The organism is Pseudomonas sp. GNP013, assembly GCF_054343995.1.
On sequence record NZ_JBTGUT010000001.1, the window covers coordinates 1,694,948 to 1,712,936 of the forward strand.

General features: G+C 61.0%; 18 protein-coding genes. 9 read left to right on the forward strand and 9 right to left on the reverse strand.

Translation table 11 applies throughout. The features are described 5' to 3' along the window. Nucleotides 1–112 precede the first annotated feature (112 nt). Nucleotides 113–1,369: an NADP-dependent isocitrate dehydrogenase gene (gene icd / locus ACXX81_RS07695; RefSeq protein WP_458571441.1), complete on the forward strand. Its 1,257-nt coding sequence runs from the start codon at nt 113–115 to the stop codon at nt 1,367–1,369. A 74-nt stretch (nt 1,370–1,443) separates the two neighbouring features. Here icd and cspD read toward each other — a convergent pair whose 3' ends face one another. Beyond that, entirely contained in the window at nt 1,444–1,749 is a 306-nt protein-coding gene (gene cspD, locus ACXX81_RS07700; RefSeq protein WP_209982824.1) for a cold shock domain-containing protein CspD, read from the reverse strand. 223 nt (nt 1,750–1,972) lie between these two features. Here cspD and clpS point away from each other — a divergent pair, with 223 nt between their 5' ends. Continuing rightward, on the forward strand, nt 1,973–2,341 hold the full coding sequence (gene clpS, locus ACXX81_RS07705) for an ATP-dependent Clp protease adapter ClpS (RefSeq protein WP_057007511.1): 369 nt from the start codon (nt 1,973–1,975) through the stop codon (nt 2,339–2,341). A gap of 29 nt (nt 2,342–2,370) precedes the next feature. Continuing rightward, nucleotides 2,371–4,641 carry an ATP-dependent Clp protease ATP-binding subunit ClpA gene (gene clpA, locus ACXX81_RS07710; protein ID WP_057007510.1) on the forward strand — a complete coding sequence of 757 codons (2,271 nt, stop codon included), beginning with the start codon at nt 2,371–2,373 and terminating at the stop codon, nt 4,639–4,641. A gap of 162 nt (nt 4,642–4,803) precedes the next feature. Here clpA and infA read toward each other — a convergent pair whose 3' ends face one another. From infA to aat, 3 genes are all read right to left on the reverse strand, one after another. Further along, nucleotides 4,804–5,022, reverse strand: coding sequence for a translation initiation factor IF-1 (gene infA, locus ACXX81_RS07715; RefSeq protein WP_002553999.1), 219 nt, complete (start codon nt 5,020–5,022; stop codon nt 4,804–4,806). A 100-nt stretch (nt 5,023–5,122) separates the two neighbouring features. Further along, complete coding sequence (locus tag ACXX81_RS07720; protein WP_209982822.1) at nt 5,123–5,830, reverse strand: arginyltransferase; 708 nt, start codon at nt 5,828–5,830, stop codon at nt 5,123–5,125. A gap of 56 nt (nt 5,831–5,886) precedes the next feature. Next, nucleotides 5,887–6,567 (reverse strand): leucyl/phenylalanyl-tRNA--protein transferase, encoded by a 681-nt coding sequence (gene aat / locus ACXX81_RS07725; RefSeq protein WP_458571442.1) that lies wholly within the window; start codon nt 6,565–6,567, stop codon nt 5,887–5,889. 498 nt (nt 6,568–7,065) lie between these two features. On the opposite strand from aat, the gene ACXX81_RS07730 reads away from it, so the two are divergent. From ACXX81_RS07730 to cysG, 6 genes are read left to right on the forward strand one after another with little or no spacing between them, the layout of a single operon-like run. Beyond that, nucleotides 7,066–9,474 carry a DNA translocase FtsK gene (locus ACXX81_RS07730; RefSeq protein ID WP_209982818.1) on the forward strand — a complete coding sequence of 803 codons (2,409 nt, stop codon included), beginning with the start codon at nt 7,066–7,068 and terminating at the stop codon, nt 9,472–9,474. A 54-nt stretch (nt 9,475–9,528) separates the two neighbouring features. Next, a complete protein-coding gene (gene lolA, locus ACXX81_RS07735) occupies nt 9,529–10,152 on the forward strand; it encodes an outer membrane lipoprotein periplasmic chaperone LolA (RefSeq protein ID WP_057007506.1) in 624 nt (207 codons plus the stop codon). A gap of 27 nt (nt 10,153–10,179) precedes the next feature. Then, the gene (locus ACXX81_RS07740; protein WP_209982816.1) at nt 10,180–11,502 is read left to right on the forward strand and encodes a replication-associated recombination protein A; all 1,323 of its coding nucleotides are present in this window, start codon (nt 10,180–10,182) and stop codon (nt 11,500–11,502) included. Then, the gene (gene crcB, locus ACXX81_RS07745) at nt 11,502–11,876 is read left to right on the forward strand and encodes a fluoride efflux transporter CrcB (RefSeq protein WP_209982814.1); all 375 of its coding nucleotides are present in this window, start codon (nt 11,502–11,504) and stop codon (nt 11,874–11,876) included. The genes ACXX81_RS07740 and crcB overlap by 1 nt, the downstream gene beginning before the upstream one ends. Nucleotides 11,877–11,892: 16 nt before the next feature. Continuing rightward, nucleotides 11,893–13,173, forward strand: a complete 1,281-nt coding sequence (gene serS / locus ACXX81_RS07750) for a serine--tRNA ligase (protein ID WP_231422930.1) — start codon at nt 11,893–11,895, stop codon at nt 13,171–13,173. Continuing rightward, nucleotides 13,174–14,568 carry a siroheme synthase CysG gene (gene cysG, locus ACXX81_RS07755; RefSeq protein ID WP_209982811.1) on the forward strand — a complete coding sequence of 465 codons (1,395 nt, stop codon included), beginning with the start codon at nt 13,174–13,176 and terminating at the stop codon, nt 14,566–14,568. Between the two features lie 378 nt (nt 14,569–14,946). Here cysG and ACXX81_RS07760 read toward each other — a convergent pair whose 3' ends face one another. From ACXX81_RS07760 to tusC, 5 genes are all read right to left on the reverse strand, one after another. Continuing rightward, nucleotides 14,947–15,942 carry a glutathione S-transferase family protein gene (locus tag ACXX81_RS07760; protein ID WP_458571443.1) on the reverse strand — a complete coding sequence of 332 codons (996 nt, stop codon included), beginning with the start codon at nt 15,940–15,942 and terminating at the stop codon, nt 14,947–14,949. An 88-nt stretch (nt 15,943–16,030) separates the two neighbouring features. Further along, the gene (locus tag ACXX81_RS07765; RefSeq protein ID WP_209982806.1) at nt 16,031–17,032 is read right to left on the reverse strand and encodes a glycosyl transferase family protein; all 1,002 of its coding nucleotides are present in this window, start codon (nt 17,030–17,032) and stop codon (nt 16,031–16,033) included. Next, the gene (locus ACXX81_RS07770) at nt 17,029–17,364 is read right to left on the reverse strand and encodes a TusE/DsrC/DsvC family sulfur relay protein (protein ID WP_322213941.1); all 336 of its coding nucleotides are present in this window, start codon (nt 17,362–17,364) and stop codon (nt 17,029–17,031) included. Before ACXX81_RS07770 ends, ACXX81_RS07765 begins: the two co-directional genes overlap by 4 nt. Beyond that, complete coding sequence (gene tusB / locus ACXX81_RS07775) at nt 17,361–17,639, reverse strand: sulfurtransferase complex subunit TusB (RefSeq protein WP_209982801.1); 279 nt, start codon at nt 17,637–17,639, stop codon at nt 17,361–17,363. Before tusB ends, ACXX81_RS07770 begins: the two co-directional genes overlap by 4 nt. After that, the gene (tusC, locus tag ACXX81_RS07780; RefSeq protein ID WP_209982799.1) at nt 17,639–17,989 is read right to left on the reverse strand and encodes a sulfurtransferase complex subunit TusC; all 351 of its coding nucleotides are present in this window, start codon (nt 17,987–17,989) and stop codon (nt 17,639–17,641) included. Before tusC ends, tusB begins: the two co-directional genes overlap by 1 nt.

The following is a 17,989-nucleotide window of genomic DNA, read 5'->3' on the forward strand; positions in this document are numbered from 1 at the left end:
GACAAATGATGCTGTTTTCGATGCAAATGAGCAGGGCGCCAGGTGTCAGGTGTCATTTATCTGGAGTAGGCTCGAACGCAGCCAGATGTTCAATCCATAGATGGAGTTCAGCATGGGATACCAGAAGATTCAGGTTCCGGCCGTCGGCGACAAAATCACCGTCAATGCAGACCATTCGCTCAATGTGCCTGACCACCCGATCATCCCTTACATTGAAGGTGATGGCATCGGCGTCGACATCAGCCCCGTGATGATCAAGGTGGTCGATGCAGCTGTTGAAAAGGCCTACGGTGGCAAGCGCAAAATCTCCTGGATGGAGGTGTATGCCGGCGAGAAGGCCACTCAGGTCTACGATCAGGACACCTGGCTGCCCCAGGAAACCCTCGATGCGGTCAAGGATTACGTGGTGTCCATCAAGGGCCCGCTGACCACGCCAGTGGGCGGCGGGATCCGTTCGCTGAACGTGGCCCTGCGCCAGCAGCTGGACCTGTACGTGTGCCTGCGCCCGGTACGCTGGTTCGAAGGTGTACCCAGCCCGGTGAAAAAGCCAGGGGATGTGGACATGACCATCTTCCGCGAAAACTCCGAGGACATTTACGCAGGCATCGAATGGAAGGCCGGCTCGCCGGAAGCGATCAAGGTGATCAAGTTTCTCAAGGAGGAAATGGGCGTCACCAAGATCCGCTTCGACCAGGATTGCGGGATTGGCGTCAAGCCCGTCTCTAAAGAAGGTACCGAGCGTCTGGCGCGCAAGGCCCTGCAGTACGTGGTGGACAATGACCGTGAGTCGCTGACCATCGTGCACAAAGGCAACATCATGAAGTTCACCGAGGGCGCCTTTAAGGAGTGGGCCTACGGCATCGCCGAGAAGGAATTTGGCGCGACCCTGCTCGACGGCGGCCCATGGATGCAGTTCAAGAATCCCAAAACGGGCAGGAATGTGGTGGTCAAGGACGCCATTGCCGACGCCATGCTTCAGCAGATCCTGCTGCGGCCGGCTGAATATGACGTGATCGCCACGCTCAACCTGAACGGTGACTACCTGTCCGATGCGCTGGCGGCGGAAGTGGGGGGGATCGGCATTGCGCCGGGGGCCAACCTGTCCGACACCGTGGCCATGTTCGAGGCTACCCATGGGACGGCGCCGAAGTACGCAGGCAAGGACCAGGTCAACCCGGGCTCGCTGATTCTGTCGGCGGAAATGATGTTGCGCCATATGGGCTGGACCGAGGCAGCAGACCTGATCATTAAGGGCACTAACGGGGCTATTTCGGCCAAGACTGTGACGTATGACTTCGAACGCCTGATGGACGGGGCCACGCTGGTGTCGTCGTCGGGCTTTGGCGAGGCGTTGATTTCGCATATGTAAGCAGCCCCAAAAAAAACGGCCACCTTTTCAGTCAAAGTGGCCGGTTTTTTTAGGCTCTGTACCGGGGTGGCGGGTCAGGCCGGTTGTTTAACCTTTGATGGGGAGGCCTCGTTGTCAGCGGTTTTCTCGTGTGCCTCGTCGTGGGTTTTGCTTGAGTCTGCCGCGCAAGCCGCACAGATAGCGACGGCATGCAGCCCCTTGGGCCCCTGGATAACCTCAAACGTCACTTCCTGGCCCGCTTTCAGCGTTTTATACCCATCCATGGTAATCGCCGAATAATGCGCAAAGAGGTCTTCATTTTTCCCGATTTCATTAATGAAGCCGTAGCCTTTGGCATTGTTAAACCATTTGACCTTGCCATTGATCTTGACGCCAGACATACCATATCCCTCTGCACCAGACTCCATCACTGGAGTATCATCCAGTTTATCCGTCCTAACCCGAATAAATAAGGTTGACTGCGCGGACCTTTTTTACCCACTGTGGGTTCTATTGGTTGTAACACCGATTTGCCGATAGTCAAGGCGACCCGCCGTCGGGAGTTGAAATTCTGACAGCCCGCCCCCACCACTGTTATTGAACCACTGACGAACCTTTCTTTCCATGCATGCAATCAGCCAGATTCGACTAACCTTCAATCAGGATCGCCCGGATCACCAACACGATGACGACGGTTCTGCAGGCATTGCTGTTCAGGAGGCCAAGCCTGCTTTACAGGCGCCGCCGATGTACAAGGTGGTTTTGTTCAATGATGACTACACACCGATGGATTTCGTGGTCGAAGTGCTCGAGGTGTTTTTTAACCTGAACCGCGAGTTGGCGACCAAGGTAATGCTGGCCGTTCACACAGAAGGACGAGCAGTATGTGGAGTGTTTACCCGCGACATCGCCGAGACAAAGGCCATGCAGGTCAACCAGTACGCCAGGGAAAGCCAGCATCCGCTACTCTGTGAAATCGAGAAGGACGGTTAACGCCGACCACTTGGGTATGAGGTGAAGCTATGTTAAACCGCGAGCTCGAAGTCACCCTCAATCTTGCCTTCAAGGAGGCTCGTTCGAAGCGTCATGAATTCATGACCGTCGAGCACCTGCTGCTGGCACTTTTGGATAACGAAGCTGCCGCCACCGTTCTACGTGCGTGCGGCGCCAACCTCGACAAACTCAAGCATGACCTGCAGGAGTTTATCGACTCCACCACGCCGCTGATCCCCGTGCATGACGAGGACCGCGAAACCCAGCCAACCCTGGGCTTTCAGCGGGTCTTGCAGCGTGCAGTGTTCCACGTTCAGAGCTCCGGCAAGCGTGAAGTCACCGGCGCCAATGTGCTTGTGGCCATCTTCAGCGAACAGGAAAGCCAGGCCGTGTTCCTGCTCAAGCAGCAGAGCGTGGCCCGTATCGATGTGGTCAATTACATCGCCCACGGTATCTCCAAGGTGCCCGGGCACGGCGATCATTCCGAGGGTGAGCAGGATATGCAGGACGACGAGGGCGGTGAGTCTTCTTCTTCAAGCAACCCGCTGGACGCTTATGCCAGCAACCTCAACGAACTGGCGCGCCAGGGGCGGATCGATCCGCTGGTAGGGCGTGAGCTTGAAGTCGAGCGCGTGGCGCAGATCCTTGCACGTCGGCGCAAGAACAACCCGTTGCTGGTGGGTGAGGCGGGCGTTGGCAAGACCGCGATTGCCGAAGGCCTGGCCAAGCGCATCGTCGACAACCAGGTGCCGGATCTGCTGGCCAACAGCGTCGTCTACTCCCTTGATCTCGGCGCGTTGCTCGCCGGTACCAAGTACCGTGGCGACTTCGAGAAGCGCTTCAAGGCGTTGCTCGGCGAGCTGAAAAAACGCCCGCAAGCCATTCTGTTCATCGACGAAATCCACACCATCATCGGTGCCGGTGCGGCGTCCGGCGGGGTGATGGATGCTTCCAACCTGCTCAAGCCATTATTGTCGTCGGGTGATATCCGTTGCATCGGTTCGACGACATTCCAGGAATTTCGCGGCATCTTCGAGAAAGACCGTGCGCTGGCACGGCGCTTCCAGAAAGTCGATGTTTCCGAGCCTTCTGTCGAAGACACCATCGGCATTCTGCGCGGGCTCAAGGGGCGCTTCGAAGCGCACCATGGCATCGAGTACACCGATGAGGCGTTGCGCGCGGCGGCCGAGCTGGCGTCACGCTACATCAATGACCGGCATATGCCGGACAAGGCCATCGACGTGATTGACGAGGCGGGTGCCTACCAGCGCCTGCAGCCGGTCGAAAAACGTGTGAAGCGCATTGATGTGCCTCAGGTTGAGGACATCGTGGCGAAGATCGCGCGGATTCCGCCAAAACACGTCACCAGTTCCGACAAGGAGCTGCTGCGTAACCTGGAACGTGACCTCAAGCTCACTGTGTTCGGCCAGGATGCGGCGATCGATTCGCTGTCCACGGCCATCAAGTTGTCGCGTGCGGGCCTCAAGTCGCCGGACAAACCGGTCGGTTCGTTCCTGTTCGCAGGTCCTACCGGCGTCGGCAAGACCGAAGCGGCGCGGCAACTGGCCAAGGCCATGGGTATTGAGCTGGTGCGCTTCGACATGTCCGAATACATGGAGCGCCACACCGTTTCGCGTCTGATCGGTGCGCCACCCGGCTATGTCGGTTTCGACCAGGGCGGTCTGTTGACCGAGGCGATCACCAAGCAACCGCATTGCGTGCTGCTGCTCGATGAAATCGAGAAGGCCCACCCGGAAGTCTTCAACCTGCTGTTGCAGGTGATGGACCACGGCACCCTGACCGACAACAACGGGCGCAAGGCGGACTTCCGCAACGTGATCGTGATCATGACCACCAACGCCGGTGCCGAAACCGCCGCGCGGGCTTCGATTGGCTTCAGTCATCAGGATCACTCTTCCGATGCAATGGAAGTGATCAAGAAGAGCTTTACGCCGGAGTTCCGCAACCGTCTGGACACCATCATCCAGTTTGGTCGCCTCAGCCATGAGGTTATCAAAAGCGTGGTGGACAAGTTCCTTACCGAACTTCAGGCGCAACTGGAAGACAAGCGCGTGCAGTTGGACGTAACGGAAGCGGCGCGCAGTTGGATCGCCGAGGGTGGTTACGACGCGGCAATGGGCGCTCGCCCGATGGCGCGTCTGATCCAGGACAAGATCAAGCGGCCATTGGCCGAAGAGATCCTGTTCGGCGAACTGGCCGATCATGGTGGGGTGGTGCATATCGATTTGAAGGATGGCGAGCTGACCTTCGAGTTCGAGACCACCGCAGAAATGGCCTGATCGTTCCACAGCAATACAAAAGGCGCCGAAAGGCGCCTTTTTGCTGTCTACAATCCACTTTCAGCACAGCAGAGATAAAAATGTGGGAGGGTGGTGTTGGTAAATAAATAATACGCACACACAAAAACGCCCGGCATAACCGGGCGTTTTGTATTGACTTGCTTAGCGAGCGCGGTAAGTGATGCGCCCTTTGCTCAAGTCATAGGGCGTCAGCTCGACGCGCACTTTGTCACCGGTAAGAATACGGATGTAGTTCTTGCGCATCTTGCCGGAGATATGCGCGGTTACGACGTGCCCATTTTCCAACTCCACACGAAACATGGTGTTGGGCAGGGTGTCGACGACAGTGCCTTCCATTTCGAAGCTGTCTTCTTTCGACATGCAGTAAAGCCCTCGGTATCCAGTGAATGGCCCGGTGCAACTGCGCCAGGCAAAAGCGGCGTGCATTGTGCCCGAAAAAGAGTGTTCAAGCCAAGGGGTTCTAGTTAAGCGTGACCCATCTTTGATTAATCAGCAGCTCAATGGGCCGATATTGGGTCTTGTAGTTCATCTTTTGGCAGTTTTTGATCCAGTAACCGAGGTACACCGCCTCCAGTTCCTGGCGCAGCGTTTCGCCGATCTGCCACAGGATTGCAAAACGTCCGAGGCTGCGGCGCTCTTCCCTGGGCTCATAGAAGGTGTACACCGCCGACAGGCCGTTGGGCAGCAAGTCGGTGACGGCGACGGCCACCAGGCGGCCTTCCAGGCGAAACTCGTAAAAACGTGAAAAGGGCAGGTCACGCACCAGAAAGGTGGAAAACTGGTCGCGGCTGGGCGGGAACATATCGCCGTCGGCATGCCGCTGTTCGATATAGCGCTGATAGAGGTCGAAGTATTCCTCGGTGAACCTGGGCAGGGCCGGCGTCACCGTCAGGTCGGCGTTGCGCTTGAGAATGCGCTTCTGGTTGCGGTCCGGCACAAACTGCGCAACCGGGATGCGTGCTGGCACGCAGGCATTGCAGTGCTGGCAGTGTGGTCGGTACAGGTGATCGCCGCTGCGCCGAAATCCCATCTCCGAGAGGTCGGCGTACACATGCACGTCCATGGGCTGGCTGGGGTCGAGGAACAGCGTGGTGGCCTGCTCATCGGGCAGATAGCTGCAGGAGTGGGCTTGAGTGGCATAAAACTTCAAGCGCGCCAGCTCGGTCATGATCAACCCTCGGGATAAGCGTTGAAATAAGTGTAAGCCAGGTGCGCGGATGTCGCCTAGGAAACCCACGGGCCTGCGTTGGGCTGATCCAGATGTTTGTGCAGGAAATCGGCGAATTCCCTGCGCGGGATGGCGCGGGCGCCCAGGCTGTGCAGATGATCGTTGGGCATCTGGCAGTCGATCAGCACGAACCCCCAGGCCTGCAATTGCCGGGCAAGGGTGACAAAGCCGAATTTCGAGGCATTGTCGGCGCGGCTGAACATGGATTCGCCAAAGAACAACTGGCCCATCGCCAGGCCATACAGCCCGCCCACCAGTTCATCGTCGTCCCATACCTCCACCGAATGCGCATAACCGCGCTGATGCAGGGCCAGGTACGCGCTCTGGATGCCTTCGGTGATCCAGGTGCCGTCGGCGTAGCTGCGCGGCGCCGCGCAGGCCTGGATCACCGCAGCGAAGTCCTGATCGTACGTCACGCTGTAACGCTGCTGGCGCAGCAACTTGCCCAGGCTGCGTGAGACATGCAGTTCGTCGGGGAATATCACCGTGCGCGGGTCCGGCGACCACCAAAGAATCGGCTGCCCCTCGGAGAACCAGGGAAAGCAGCCGTGGCGGTAAGCCTGGATCAGCCGTTCGGCCGACAGGTCGCCACCGGCGGCCAGCAAGCCATTGGGTTCACGCATGGCTTTGGCCAGCGGCGGAAAAGTCAGGGTGTCGCGTTGTAACCAGGTCAGCATGGCATCCAGGCTTTGCAGAAGGGGAGGGGAGTGGCAGATATGACGCCTGCCGCTTGAGCGGTGATTATTGTCGAGGTGGCAGCGCACGGCCAGTACGAAGGGCACATTGTCGGGTATTAGCGTAAACGAGTGTTTCTGCAACTCTGCGCAAGGGGTGCGGTCGTAATCGGGTCGCGCCAATGCAGGCCCTTTGCCAAGCTTGCCTTGAATGCTAAAAACCACGCATAAGCCTTTGTCAGCTAAGGCAATGCATGCTCAAATTGAACAGGCCATGACACGCCAATTATCCAGGCTGGCGGGTGAGGGGCAAGTGTGTGGCATCACGCACGCAAACCCGTACAATGCGGCCATCGTGGCGTTATCGTCGTTTCGCCTGTCCAACGCCCTGTATTAACAGTAGATTTACCGACATTCGTTCATTTTTCAGCTGCTCGGATTGGGCAGCATGTGCAGTCATTCAACAGATGGACGCGCCAAAGGCGCAGGAAAAGACCCGTTTTGAAGAAATCCGCCGCAACACCCAAAGCAGCAGTCGTGCCGGCCTGGCGCCAGCACCTGCACTACCGACTCAAGGAAGGTGCGCTGATCGCCATCGGTGCCCTGTGCCTGTTCCTGATGATGGCCTTGCTTACCTACGGCAAGGACGATCCGGGCTGGAGCCACAACAGCAAGATCGAAGACGTGCAGAACTTCGGCGGGCCTGCCGGTTCCTACAGCGCCGATATCCTGTTCATGGTGTTGGGTTACTTCGCCTATATCTTCCCGTTGCTGCTGGCGATCAAGACCTGGCAGATCTTCCGCCAGCGTCACGAGCCGTGGCAGTGGAGCGGCTGGCTGTTCTCCTGGCGCCTGATCGGTCTGGTATTCCTCGTGCTGTCCGGCGCCGCGCTGGCGCATATTCACTTTCATGCGCCCACCGGCCTGCCGGCGGGTGCGGGCGGTGCGCTGGGCGAAAGCCTCGGCGACCTGGCACGCAAGAGCCTGAATATCCAGGGCAGCACGCTGATGTTCATCGCGCTGTTCCTGTTCGGCCTCACGGTGTTCACCGACCTGTCGTGGTTCAAGGTGATGGACGTGACCGGCAAGATCACCCTCGACCTGCTGGAGCTGTTCCAGGGTGCCGCCAACCGCTGGTGGTCGGCGCGTGTCGAGCGCAAACGCATGGTGGCGCAGTTGCGCGAGGTGGACACCCGCGTCAACGAGGTGGTCGCGCCGACCACGCCGGACCGCCGTGAGCAGGCCAAGGTCAAGGAACGCCTGATCGAGCGCGAGCAGGCCCTGAGCAAACACATGTCGGACCGCGAGAAGCAGGTGCCGCCGGTGATCGCCCCGGCACCGACAAAGGCTCCCGAGCCGAGCAATCGCGTGCAGAAAGAGAAACAGGCGCCGTTGTTCATCGACAGCGCGGTGGAAGGCACCTTGCCGCCGATCTCGATTCTCGACCCGGCTGAAAAGAAACAACTCAACTATTCCCCGGAATCCCTGGCGGCAGTCGGCCATCTGCTGGAAATCAAGCTCAAGGAATTCGGCGTCGAAGTCTCGGTGGACTCGATCCACCCGGGCCCGGTGATCACCCGTTACGAAATCCAGCCGGCCGCCGGTGTAAAGGTCAGCCGTATTTCCAACCTGGCCAAAGACCTGGCGCGTTCCCTGGCGGTGACCAGCGTGCGCGTGGTGGAAGTGATCCCCGGCAAGACCACCGTGGGTATCGAGATTCCCAACGAGGACCGCCAGATCGTGCGCTTCTCCGAGGTGCTGTCGACCCCGGAATACGACAACTTCAAATCGCCGGTCACCCTGGCCCTGGGTCATGACATCGGCGGCAAGCCGGTGATCACGGACCTGGCGAAAATGCCTCACCTGCTGGTGGCCGGTACCACCGGTTCCGGTAAGTCGGTGGGCGTGAACGCGATGATCCTGTCGATCCTGTTCAAGTCCGGCCCGGACGACGCCAAGCTGATCATGATCGACCCGAAGATGCTCGAACTGTCGATCTACGAAGGCATTCCGCACCTGCTGTGCCCGGTGGTCACCGACATGAAGGACGCCGCCAACGCCTTGCGCTGGAGCGTGGCCGAGATGGAGCGGCGCTACAAGCTGATGGCCAAGATGGGCGTGCGTAACCTGTCGGGCTTCAATGCCAAGGTCAAGGAAGCCCAGGACGCCGGCACGCCGCTGACCGATCCGCTGTACAAACGTGAAAGCATTCACGACGAGGCGCCGCTGTTGACCAAGCTGCCGACCATCGTGGTGGTGGTCGACGAATTTGCCGACATGATGATGATCGTCGGCAAGAAGGTCGAAGAACTGATCGCGCGGATCGCGCAGAAGGCGCGTGCCGCCGGTATCCACCTGATCCTCGCCACCCAGCGCCCGTCGGTGGACGTGATCACCGGCCTGATCAAGGCCAACATTCCGACCCGCATGGCGTTCCAGGTGTCGAGCAAGATCGACTCACGGACCATCATCGACCAGGGCGGCGCCGAGCAGTTGCTGGGCCACGGCGACATGCTCTACATGCCGCCCGGCACCAGCCTGCCGATTCGCGTGCACGGCGCCTTCGTGTCCGATGATGAAGTGCACCGTGTGGTGGAAGCGTGGAAACTGCGCGGTGCGCCGGAATACAACGACGACATCCTCGCCGGTGTGGAAGAGGCCGGCAGCGGCTTCGACGGCGGCAGCGGCGGTGGCGACGATGATGCCGAAACCGATGCGCTCTACGACGAGGCCGTGGCCTTCGTGCTGGAAAGCCGTCGCGCCTCGATCTCCGCCGTGCAGCGCAAGCTGAAGATCGGCTACAACCGCGCCGCGCGCATGATCGAATCGATGGAAAACGCCGGCGTCGTCACCGCAATGAACACCAACGGCTCGCGTGAAGTCATTGCCCCCGGGCAGGCGCGCGACTGACCTCGCGCCGCGTGGCAGCACGCGGCGCGCCCTGATTACTCAATGAGGACTCCCATGCGCCTTATCCGCATGCTGTTGTTGCCGGCCCTGGCCCTGACTGCTGTTTCGGCCCACGCCGACCCGGCCTCCGTCGCCAGCCTGAAAAACCTGCTGGACAAATCCCAGACCCTCACCGCGCGCTTCTCCCAGCTGACCCTGGACGCCGGCGGCACCCGCTTGCAGGAAACCGCCGGCGAGATGGCCGTGCAGCGCCCCGGCCTGTTCTACTGGCACACCGAAGGCAAGTCCGAGCAGACCATCGTCTCCGACGGCCAGAAGGTCACGCTGTGGGACCCGGACCTGGAGCAGGCGACCATCAAGAAGCTCGACCCGCGGCTGAATCAGACCCCGGCGCTGCTGCTGTCCGGTGATGTGTCGAAAATCAACGACAGCTTCGACATCACCTCCAAGCAAACCAGCAACGTGATTGAGTTCACCCTCAAGCCAAAATCCAAAGACACGCTGTTTGACAGCCTGCAACTGTCGTTCGGCAATGGCGTGATCAACAACATGCGCCTGATCGACAGCGTCGGCCAGCGCACCGATATCCTGTTCACCGGGGTCAAGGCCAATACGCCGGTGCCTGCGTCCCGGTTCAAGTTCGACATCCCCAAGGGTGCCGACGTGATCCAGGAATAAACTGCCCAGAGGTTACAAACGCTGCCCATGGACCTGTTTCGAAGTGATCCGATTGCCCAGCCCCTGGCCGCGCGCCTGCGCTCGACCAACCTGGATGAGTATGTCGGTCAGGAACACCTGCTCGCGCGCGGCAAGCCCCTGCGCGAAGCCCTGGAGCAGGGTGCGCTGCACTCGATGATCTTCTGGGGGCCGCCCGGTGTGGGCAAGACCACCCTGGCGCGGCTGCTGGCCAAGGTCTCGGACGCTCACTTTGAAACGGTCTCGGCGGTACTCGCCGGGGTCAAGGAAATCCGCCAGGCGGTGGAAGTCGCCAAGCAGCAGGCCGGCCAGTACGGCAAGCGCACCATCCTGTTTGTCGACGAAGTGCATCGCTTCAACAAGTCGCAGCAGGATGCGTTCCTGCCCTACGTCGAGGACGGCACGCTGATCTTTATCGGCGCCACCACCGAAAACCCCTCTTTCGAACTCAACAACGCCTTGCTCTCGCGGGCGCGGGTCTATGTGCTCAAGAGCCTGGACGCCGCCGCCATGCAGAAGCTGTTGCAGCGCGCCCTGGGCGAAGACAAGGGCCTGGGCAAGCGCCAGTTGAGCGTCAGCGACGAAGGCTTTCAGATTTTGCTCACCGCCGCCGATGGCGATGGCCGGCGTTTTCTCAACCTGCTGGAAAACGCTTCGGACCTGGCCGAAGACGGCAGCGAGATTGGCGTCGATCTCCTGCAAAGCCTGTTGGGCGATACGCGTCGACGTTTCGACAAGGGCGGCGAAGCCTTCTACGACCAGATTTCGGCGCTGCACAAATCGGTGCGCGGCTCCAACCCGGACGGCGCGTTGTACTGGTTTGCGCGGATGATCGATGGCGGTTGCGACCCGCTGTACCTGGCGCGGCGTGTGGTGCGCATGGCCAGCGAGGACATCGGCAACGCCGACCCGCGCGCCCTGAGTCTGTGCCTCGCCGCCTGGGACGTGCAGGAGCGCCTCGGCAGCCCCGAAGGGGAGTTGGCGGTGGCCCAGGCCATCACGTATCTCGCCTGCGCGCCAAAAAGCAATGCGGTGTACATGGGCTTCAAGTCGGCATTGCGCGCGGCGGCCGAACACGGCTCCCTCGAAGTGCCGATGCACCTGCGCAATGCGCCGACCAAGCTGATGAAGCAATTGGGCTACGGCGATGAATACCGCTACGCCCACGATGAGCCGGACGCCTACGCCGCCGGCGAAGATTATTTCCCCGATGAGCTTGAGCCATTGCCGCTCTACCAGCCGGTGCCCCGTGGCCTGGAGCTGAAGATCGGCGAAAAGCTCAATCACCTCGCTCAACTCGACCGTCTCAGCCCCAGGCAACGGAGAAAGTAGTGCTCAAGACGATTCTTGCCGTGTCCGCTGCCGGCATCGCTGGTACATTATTGCGTTTCGCCACCGGGACGTGGGTGAGCGCCAACTGGCCGAAGCATTTTTACGCGGCGACCCTGGCGGTCAATCTGGTGGGGTGCCTGATTATCGGGCTGTTGTACGGCTGGTTCCTGTTGCGTCCGGATGTGCCGATTGAGATTCGCGCCGGCTTGATTGTCGGCTTTGTAGGCGGTCTGACGACCTTTTCATCCTTTTCACTGGACACGCTGCGCCTGCTGGAAAGCGGCCAGGCCCTGGTCGCCTTCGGGTACCTGGGCATCAGCGTGTTCGGCGGGCTGCTCGCCACCTGGGCCGGCCTGTCCTTGACCAAACTTTGATAAACGAGAGACCGACATGCTCGATTCCAAACTGTTACGTAGCAACCTTCAGGACGTAGCGGACCGCCTGGCATCCCGTGGCTTTGCCTTGGATGTTGCGCGCATCGAAGCGCTGGAAGAACAGCGCAAGACCGTCCAGACCCGCACCGAAGCACTGCAGGCTGACCGTAATGCGCGCTCCAAATCCATTGGCCAGGCCAAGCAGCGCGGCGAAGACATCGCGCCGTTGATGGCGGACGTCGAGCGCATGGGCAGCGAGCTGTCCGAGGGCAAGGTCGAGCTGGACAGGATCCAGTCCGAGCTGGATTCGATCCTGCTCGGCATCCCCAACATCCCTCATGAGTCAGTGCCGATTGGCGCCGACGAAGACGGCAACGTCGAAGTGCGTCGCTGGGGCACGCCCAAAGCGTTTGATTTCCAGATCAAGGACCACGTCGCCCTGGGCGAATTGACCGGCGGCCTGGATTTCGAAACCGCTGCGAAGATGTCCGGCGCGCGCTTTGCCTTGCTGCGCGGCCCGATTGCGCGCATGCATCGCGCCCTGGCGCAGTTCATGATCAACCTGCACACCGCCGAGCACGGTTACGAGGAAGCCTACACGCCTTACCTGGTGCAGGCGCCAGCGCTGATGGGCACCAGCCAGTTGCCCAAGTTCGAAGAAGACCTGTTCAAGATCAGCCGCGATGGCGAAGCCGACCTGTACCTGATCCCGACCGCCGAAGTGTCGCTGACCAACATCGTCGCCGGCGAGATCCTCGACGCCAGGCAGCTGCCGCTCAAATTCGTCGCCCACAGCCCGTGTTTCCGCAGCGAAGCCGGTGCCTCGGGTCGTGATACCCGCGGCATGATCCGCCAGCACCAGTTCGACAAGGTCGAAATGGTGCAGGTGGTCGAACCCGCCAAATCGATGGAGGCCCTTGAAGGCCTGACCGCCAACGCCGAACGCGTGCTGCAGCTGCTGGAGTTGCCTTATCGTGTGCTGGCGCTGTGCACCGGCGACATGGGCTTCAGCGCCGTGAAGACCTACGACCTGGAAGTGTGGGTGCCGAGCCAGGACAAATACCGCGAGATTTCGTCGTGCTCCAACTGCGGCGATTTCCAGGCGCGGCGTATGCAGGCGCGTTTCCGTAACCCGGAAACCGGCAAACCGGAACTGGTGCACACCCTCAACGGGTCGGGCCTGGCCGTTGGCCGTACCCTGGTGGCCGTGCTGGAAAACTACCAGCAGGCAGACGGTTCGATCCGCGTGCCGGAGGTGCTCAAGCCTTACATGGCGGGTGTCGAGGTCATCGGTTAAATGGAATTTCTGCCGCTGTTTCATAACCTGCGCGGCAGTCGTGTACTGGTGGTTGGCGGTGGGGAAATTGCCTTGCGCAAATCCCGCCTGCTGGCCGAAGCCGGTGCGTTGCTGCAGGTGGTTGCTCCCCAGGTCGAAGGTCAGTTGCGTGAACTGGTGCTGGGCAGTGGCGGGGAGGTCGTGCTGCGCGGTTATCAGGAGGCTGACCTCGACGGTTGCGTGCTGGTGATTGCGGCCACCGACGACGAGCCGTTGAACGCGCAAGTGTCCAATGATGCCAAGCGCCGTTGTGTGCCGGTCAATGTGGTGGATGCGCCGGCGTTGTGCAGCGTGATCTTCCCGGCGATTGTCGACCGCTCGCCGCTGGTGATCGCAGTGTCCAGCGGCGGCGATGCGCCGGTGCTGGCGCGGTTGATTCGCGCCAAGCTGGAAACCTGGATTCCATCGACTTACGGTCAACTGGCCGGCCTGGCGGCACGCTTTCGCGCTCAGGTCAAAGGTTTGTACCCGGATGTGCAGCAACGCCGTGCGTTCTGGGAAGAGGTGTTTCAAGGCCCGATTGCCGACCGTCAGTTGGCCGGGCAGGGGGCTGAAGCCGAGCGCCTGTTGATCGAAAAGGTCAACGGTGCGCCGCCTTATGCGCCGGGCGAAGTGTATCTGGTAGGCGCCGGCCCGGGCGATCCGGACCTGCTGACCTTCCGCGCGCTGCGCCTGATGCAGCAGGCCGATGTGGTGCTGTATGACCGCCTGGTGGCACCGGCGATTCTGGATCTGTGTCGTCGCGATGCTGAGCGTGTCTACGTTGGCAAGCGCCGCGCTGAACACGCGGTGCCGCAGGAGCAGATCAACCAGCAATTGGTCAGCCTGGCCAAACAGGGCAAGCGCGTGCTGCGCCTCAAGGGGGGCGATCCGTTCATTTTTGGACGTGGCGGGGAAGAAATCGAAGAGCTGGCGGCCCATGGCATCCCGTTCCAGGTGGTGCCGGGCATTACTGCGGCCAGCGGGTGCGCGGCCTATGCCGGGATTCCGCTGACCCACCGCGACTATGCGCAATCGGTGCGTTTCATCACCGGGCATTTGAAGAACGGCACCTCGGACCTGCCCTGGCGGGACCTGGTCGGCCCGTCGCAGACCCTGGTGTTTTACATGGGGTTGATTGGGTTGCCGATCATCTGCGAACAGCTGATCCAGCATGGCCGCGCGCCGGACACCCCGGCTGCGTTGATCCAGCAGGGGACGACCGCCAACCAGCGCGTATTCACCGGCACCCTCGCCGACCTGCCGCGCATGGTGGCGGAGCATGAAGTGCATGCGCCGACACTGGTGATCGTGGGTGAGGTGGTGGTGTTGCGTGAAAAACTCAAATGGTTCGAAGGCGCCCAATCCCAGGTCTGACATCGCCTCTTGATGGCAACCCAGGGTTTTGTGGGCTTATTGTGGCGAGCGGGCTTGCCCCGCGTTGGGGTGCGAAGCGCCCCCAATCGAGCAAAACGCGGTGTGCCTGATACGGCTCAGCGCCTGGTTTTGGGGCTGCTGCGCAGCCCAACGCAGGACAAGCCTGCTCGCCACAGGGAATCCGCGCTTGACTGAACGGCATTAGGACTTGCCCCGCGTTGGGGTGCGAAGCGCCCCCAATCAAGGAAAGCGCGTTTTACCTGATACGGCTCAGCGTCTGGTTTTGGGGCTGCTGCGCAGCCCAGCGCAGGACAAGCCTGCTGGCCACAGGGAATCTGCGCTTGACTGAAGGCAGGCCCGCTTCCCAAAGTTGTGCAGTCAGCCGTGAACGCCCTGGCCAGTCAGCCTGTTGCGGTCATGCTCGCCATCAAACCCCTGCAGCGGCCCCTTCGGCACGATCCCGGTCGGATTGATCGTGCGATGGCTCGCATAGTAATGCCCCTTGATATGCGCAAAATCCACCGTCTCGGCCACCCCCGGCCACTGATACATCTCCCGTAGCCAGTTCGACAAATTCGCATAATCGGCAATGCGCCGCAGGTTGCACTTGAAGTGGCTGTAATACACCGCATCAAAGCGAATCAACGTGGTGAACAAGCGCACATCCGCCTCGGTCAGGTACTCACCGGCCAGGTAGCGATGCGTGCCCAGGTGTTGCTCCAGATGGTCCAGCTCGGCAAACACATCATCAAATGCACTTTCATACGCCTGCTGCGACGTGGCAAAGCCCGCGCGGTACACGCCGTTGTTGACGGCCGGGTAGATGCGCTCGTTCAGTGCATCGATGGTCGGGCGCAGTGGCTCGGGGTAGAAGTCCAGGGTGTTGCCGGTCAACGCGTTGAACGCGCTGTTGAACATGCGGATGATCTCCGCCGATTCGTTGCTCACGATGCGCTTGAGTTTTTTGTCCCACAGCACCGGCACGGTGACGCGCCCAGTGTAATCGGCGGTGTCGGCGGTATAGCGCTGGTGCATGAACTGGAAATCATCCAGAGCGTCGCCTGTGGAGCCGTGGGCCTTGTCGAAGGTCCAGCCGTTTTCCAGCATCAACCAACTGACCACCGACACGTCAATCAGGCTTTCCAGCCCCTTGAGTGTGCGCAGAATCAAGGTGCGGTGCGCCCACGGGCATGCCAGCGACACGTAGAGGTGATAGCGGCCCGCTTCGGCCTTGAAGCCACCTTCGCCGCTCGGGCCGGGCGCGCCGTCGGCGGTCACCCAGTGACGACGTTGTGCCTGTTCGCGTTGGAAAGCGCCATCTGCGCTACTTTCGTACCACTGGTCTTTCCAGTGTCCTTCGATCAGCAAACCCATGATTGGCTCCTTGGCTAATAAGCGTTGGAGCCCAGTCTAAAGGCGTGAGTTCGAACTAAAAGCGCAAATACCCGGCGACAATCATCGATTAAATCGATTTGTCCCGCGCTAACCAGTAGTGCCGGGCCAGTTCGAACGCCTGCTCCCGTGGCTGGCCAAGACCGCGCAGGGCTAGCGCCATGGTCGCGATCAGTGCCAGTTGCGGGTAGCTGTCCTCGACGTCGCCGCGCCACAGCGCTGTCAAGTGCTCGGGCTCAAGGCTGGCCGGTTTGACGTGGCGCTGGGCGGAGAGGGCAGGCCACTCTTCGTCCCAGCTCTGGCCGCCCGTGGTGCCGTACAAATGGCTGAGGGTGTCGGGGTTGATCTCGATTTCGCCGCCGTCGCCTTTCACCACGATCACGTTATCGCCCAGCAGGCCGCTGGCGTCGCGGTGCACGCCCTGGTAGCCCGGATGGAAAATGCTTTGCAGGCCGCAACGGGCCTTCAGCGGGTTGAGCAGGCGCGCCAGCGAGTGGATCGGCGAACGCAGGCCCAGGGTGTTGCGCAGGTCGATCATGCGTTGCAACTGCGGCGCCCAATCGCCCAGCGGGATAAACGCCAGGTTGCCATGCTCATAAGCCGCCTCGACCTGTTGCCAGGTGCGGCACAGGGGGATTTGCAGGGTTTCAAGCAATTGCTCGGTGTACAGCCGCCCGGCGGTGTGCGCGCCGCCGCCGTGCATCAGGATGCGCACGCCGTTCTGCGCCAGGCACTTGGCCGCCAGCAGGAACCACGGCAGGTGGCGCTTTTTGCCGGCATAGGTGGGCCAGTCGATGTCCACATTCAACGCCGGCGCGTTCAGGCGCTCGCGCACGGCTTCGGTGAAGCCGGCGAGTTCTTCCGGGCTTTCTTCTTTGTGGCGCAGCAGCATCAGGAAGGCGCCGAGCTGGGTGTCCTCGACCTTTTCGTCGAGCAACATGCCCATGGCTTCGCGGGCTTCGGCGCGAGTCAGGTTGCGCGCGCCACGCTTGCCTTTGCCGAGGATGCGCACGAACGGCGCAAACGGGTGCTCTTCGGGCGTAGCGAGGGTCAGTGGGGCAAAGTCGGTCATAAGCAATTCGTCGGCCTGGGCAGGCCCGCCAGTTTGGCGGCGAGTTTGGCGGGAGTGCCGTTGAACAGTTTGTTGAGGTGCAGGCTGTTGCCCTTTTCCGGGCCCAGCTTCAAGGCGGTGTATTTGATCAGCGGGCGTGTGGCCGGGGACAACTGGAACTCGGCATAAAAGCCGCGCAGCAACTCGAGGATTTCCCAGTGCGCGGCGGTCAATGCCAGGCCTTCGGCAGCGGCGAGGGCGTTGGCGACGTCCACGCACCAGTCGTTGAGGTCGACGAGGTAGCCGTCCTTGTCCAGTTCGAGGCAGCGCGCGCCTACGGTGAGGGTGTTCATAGCCAGGTGTTGACCTTGTCGTAGCCGACGGATAGCTGCACGAAGCCGGGGTAATCGACACTGTCGGCCCAGTCGGGCAGTGGCAGGTTGCGCGCCTGGCTGTCTTCGGCCAGCACGAAGACTTTCACGCCCTTGCCTTGCAGCGCGGCATTTTGCAGGCCGTAGGCGCCGTCGCCGCAGAGCAGAATCGCGTCCTCGGCGCCACAGATGCGCAGGCAGCTGTCGAGACGGCTGTCGGTGAACGGGGAGTGGGAGAGCACATGGAGAGTCGACATCAGAGGGTTATCACCTGGTCGTAACGGTCGATCAATTGGGCAATGGCGTCGCTGCCCAGGCCTTGGGCGCTGGCTGGCGCATTCAGTCCGCGTACTTCCAGGCTGTGGTTGCAGGCGAACACATCGTCGATGCCGAACAACTCCAGCGCCTGCAGGTTGGCGCTCAGATCCTTTTGCTGCACGGCCCTGGCGTTCTGGTCCGAGGCCAACTGAAACACGCCGTCGTCCATGAACAGCAGGCCGATCGGCAGATCGAATGCGCCACCGGCCAGCACGATATCCAGGGCTTCCCGCGCGCTCGGGCCGGACCACGGCGCCTGGCGGCTGATTACCAACAAGGATTTGGACAT

Bases quoted from the DNA above. Each gene is read 5' to 3' on its own strand.
- icd (WP_458571441.1), top strand. From the start codon at position 113: ATGGGATACCAGAAGATTCAGGTTCCGGCCGTCGGCGACAAAATCACC.
- cspD (WP_209982824.1), bottom strand. From the start codon at position 1,749: ATGTCTGGCGTCAAGATCAATGGCAAGGTCAAATGGTTTAACAATGCC.
- clpS (WP_057007511.1), top strand. From the start codon at position 1,973: ATGCATGCAATCAGCCAGATTCGACTAACCTTCAATCAGGATCGCCCG.
- clpA (WP_057007510.1), top strand. From the start codon at position 2,371: ATGTTAAACCGCGAGCTCGAAGTCACCCTCAATCTTGCCTTCAAGGAG.
- infA (WP_002553999.1), bottom strand. From the start codon at position 5,022: ATGTCGAAAGAAGACAGCTTCGAAATGGAAGGCACTGTCGTCGACACC.
- ACXX81_RS07720 (WP_209982822.1), bottom strand. From the start codon at position 5,830: ATGACCGAGCTGGCGCGCTTGAAGTTTTATGCCACTCAAGCCCACTCC.
- aat (WP_458571442.1), bottom strand. From the start codon at position 6,567: ATGCTGACCTGGTTACAACGCGACACCCTGACTTTTCCGCCGCTGGCC.
- lolA (WP_057007506.1), top strand. From the start codon at position 9,529: ATGCGCCTTATCCGCATGCTGTTGTTGCCGGCCCTGGCCCTGACTGCT.
- ACXX81_RS07740 (WP_209982816.1), top strand. From the start codon at position 10,180: ATGGACCTGTTTCGAAGTGATCCGATTGCCCAGCCCCTGGCCGCGCGC.
- serS (WP_231422930.1), top strand. From the start codon at position 11,893: ATGCTCGATTCCAAACTGTTACGTAGCAACCTTCAGGACGTAGCGGAC.
- cysG (WP_209982811.1), top strand. From the start codon at position 13,174: ATGGAATTTCTGCCGCTGTTTCATAACCTGCGCGGCAGTCGTGTACTG.
- ACXX81_RS07760 (WP_458571443.1), bottom strand. From the start codon at position 15,942: ATGGGTTTGCTGATCGAAGGACACTGGAAAGACCAGTGGTACGAAAGT.
- ACXX81_RS07765 (WP_209982806.1), bottom strand. From the start codon at position 17,032: ATGACCGACTTTGCCCCACTGACCCTCGCTACGCCCGAAGAGCACCCG.
- ACXX81_RS07770 (WP_322213941.1), bottom strand. From the start codon at position 17,364: ATGAACACCCTCACCGTAGGCGCGCGCTGCCTCGAACTGGACAAGGAC.
- tusB (WP_209982801.1), bottom strand. From the start codon at position 17,639: ATGTCGACTCTCCATGTGCTCTCCCACTCCCCGTTCACCGACAGCCGT.
- tusC (WP_209982799.1), bottom strand. From the start codon at position 17,989: ATGTCCAAATCCTTGTTGGTAATCAGCCGCCAGGCGCCGTGGTCCGGC.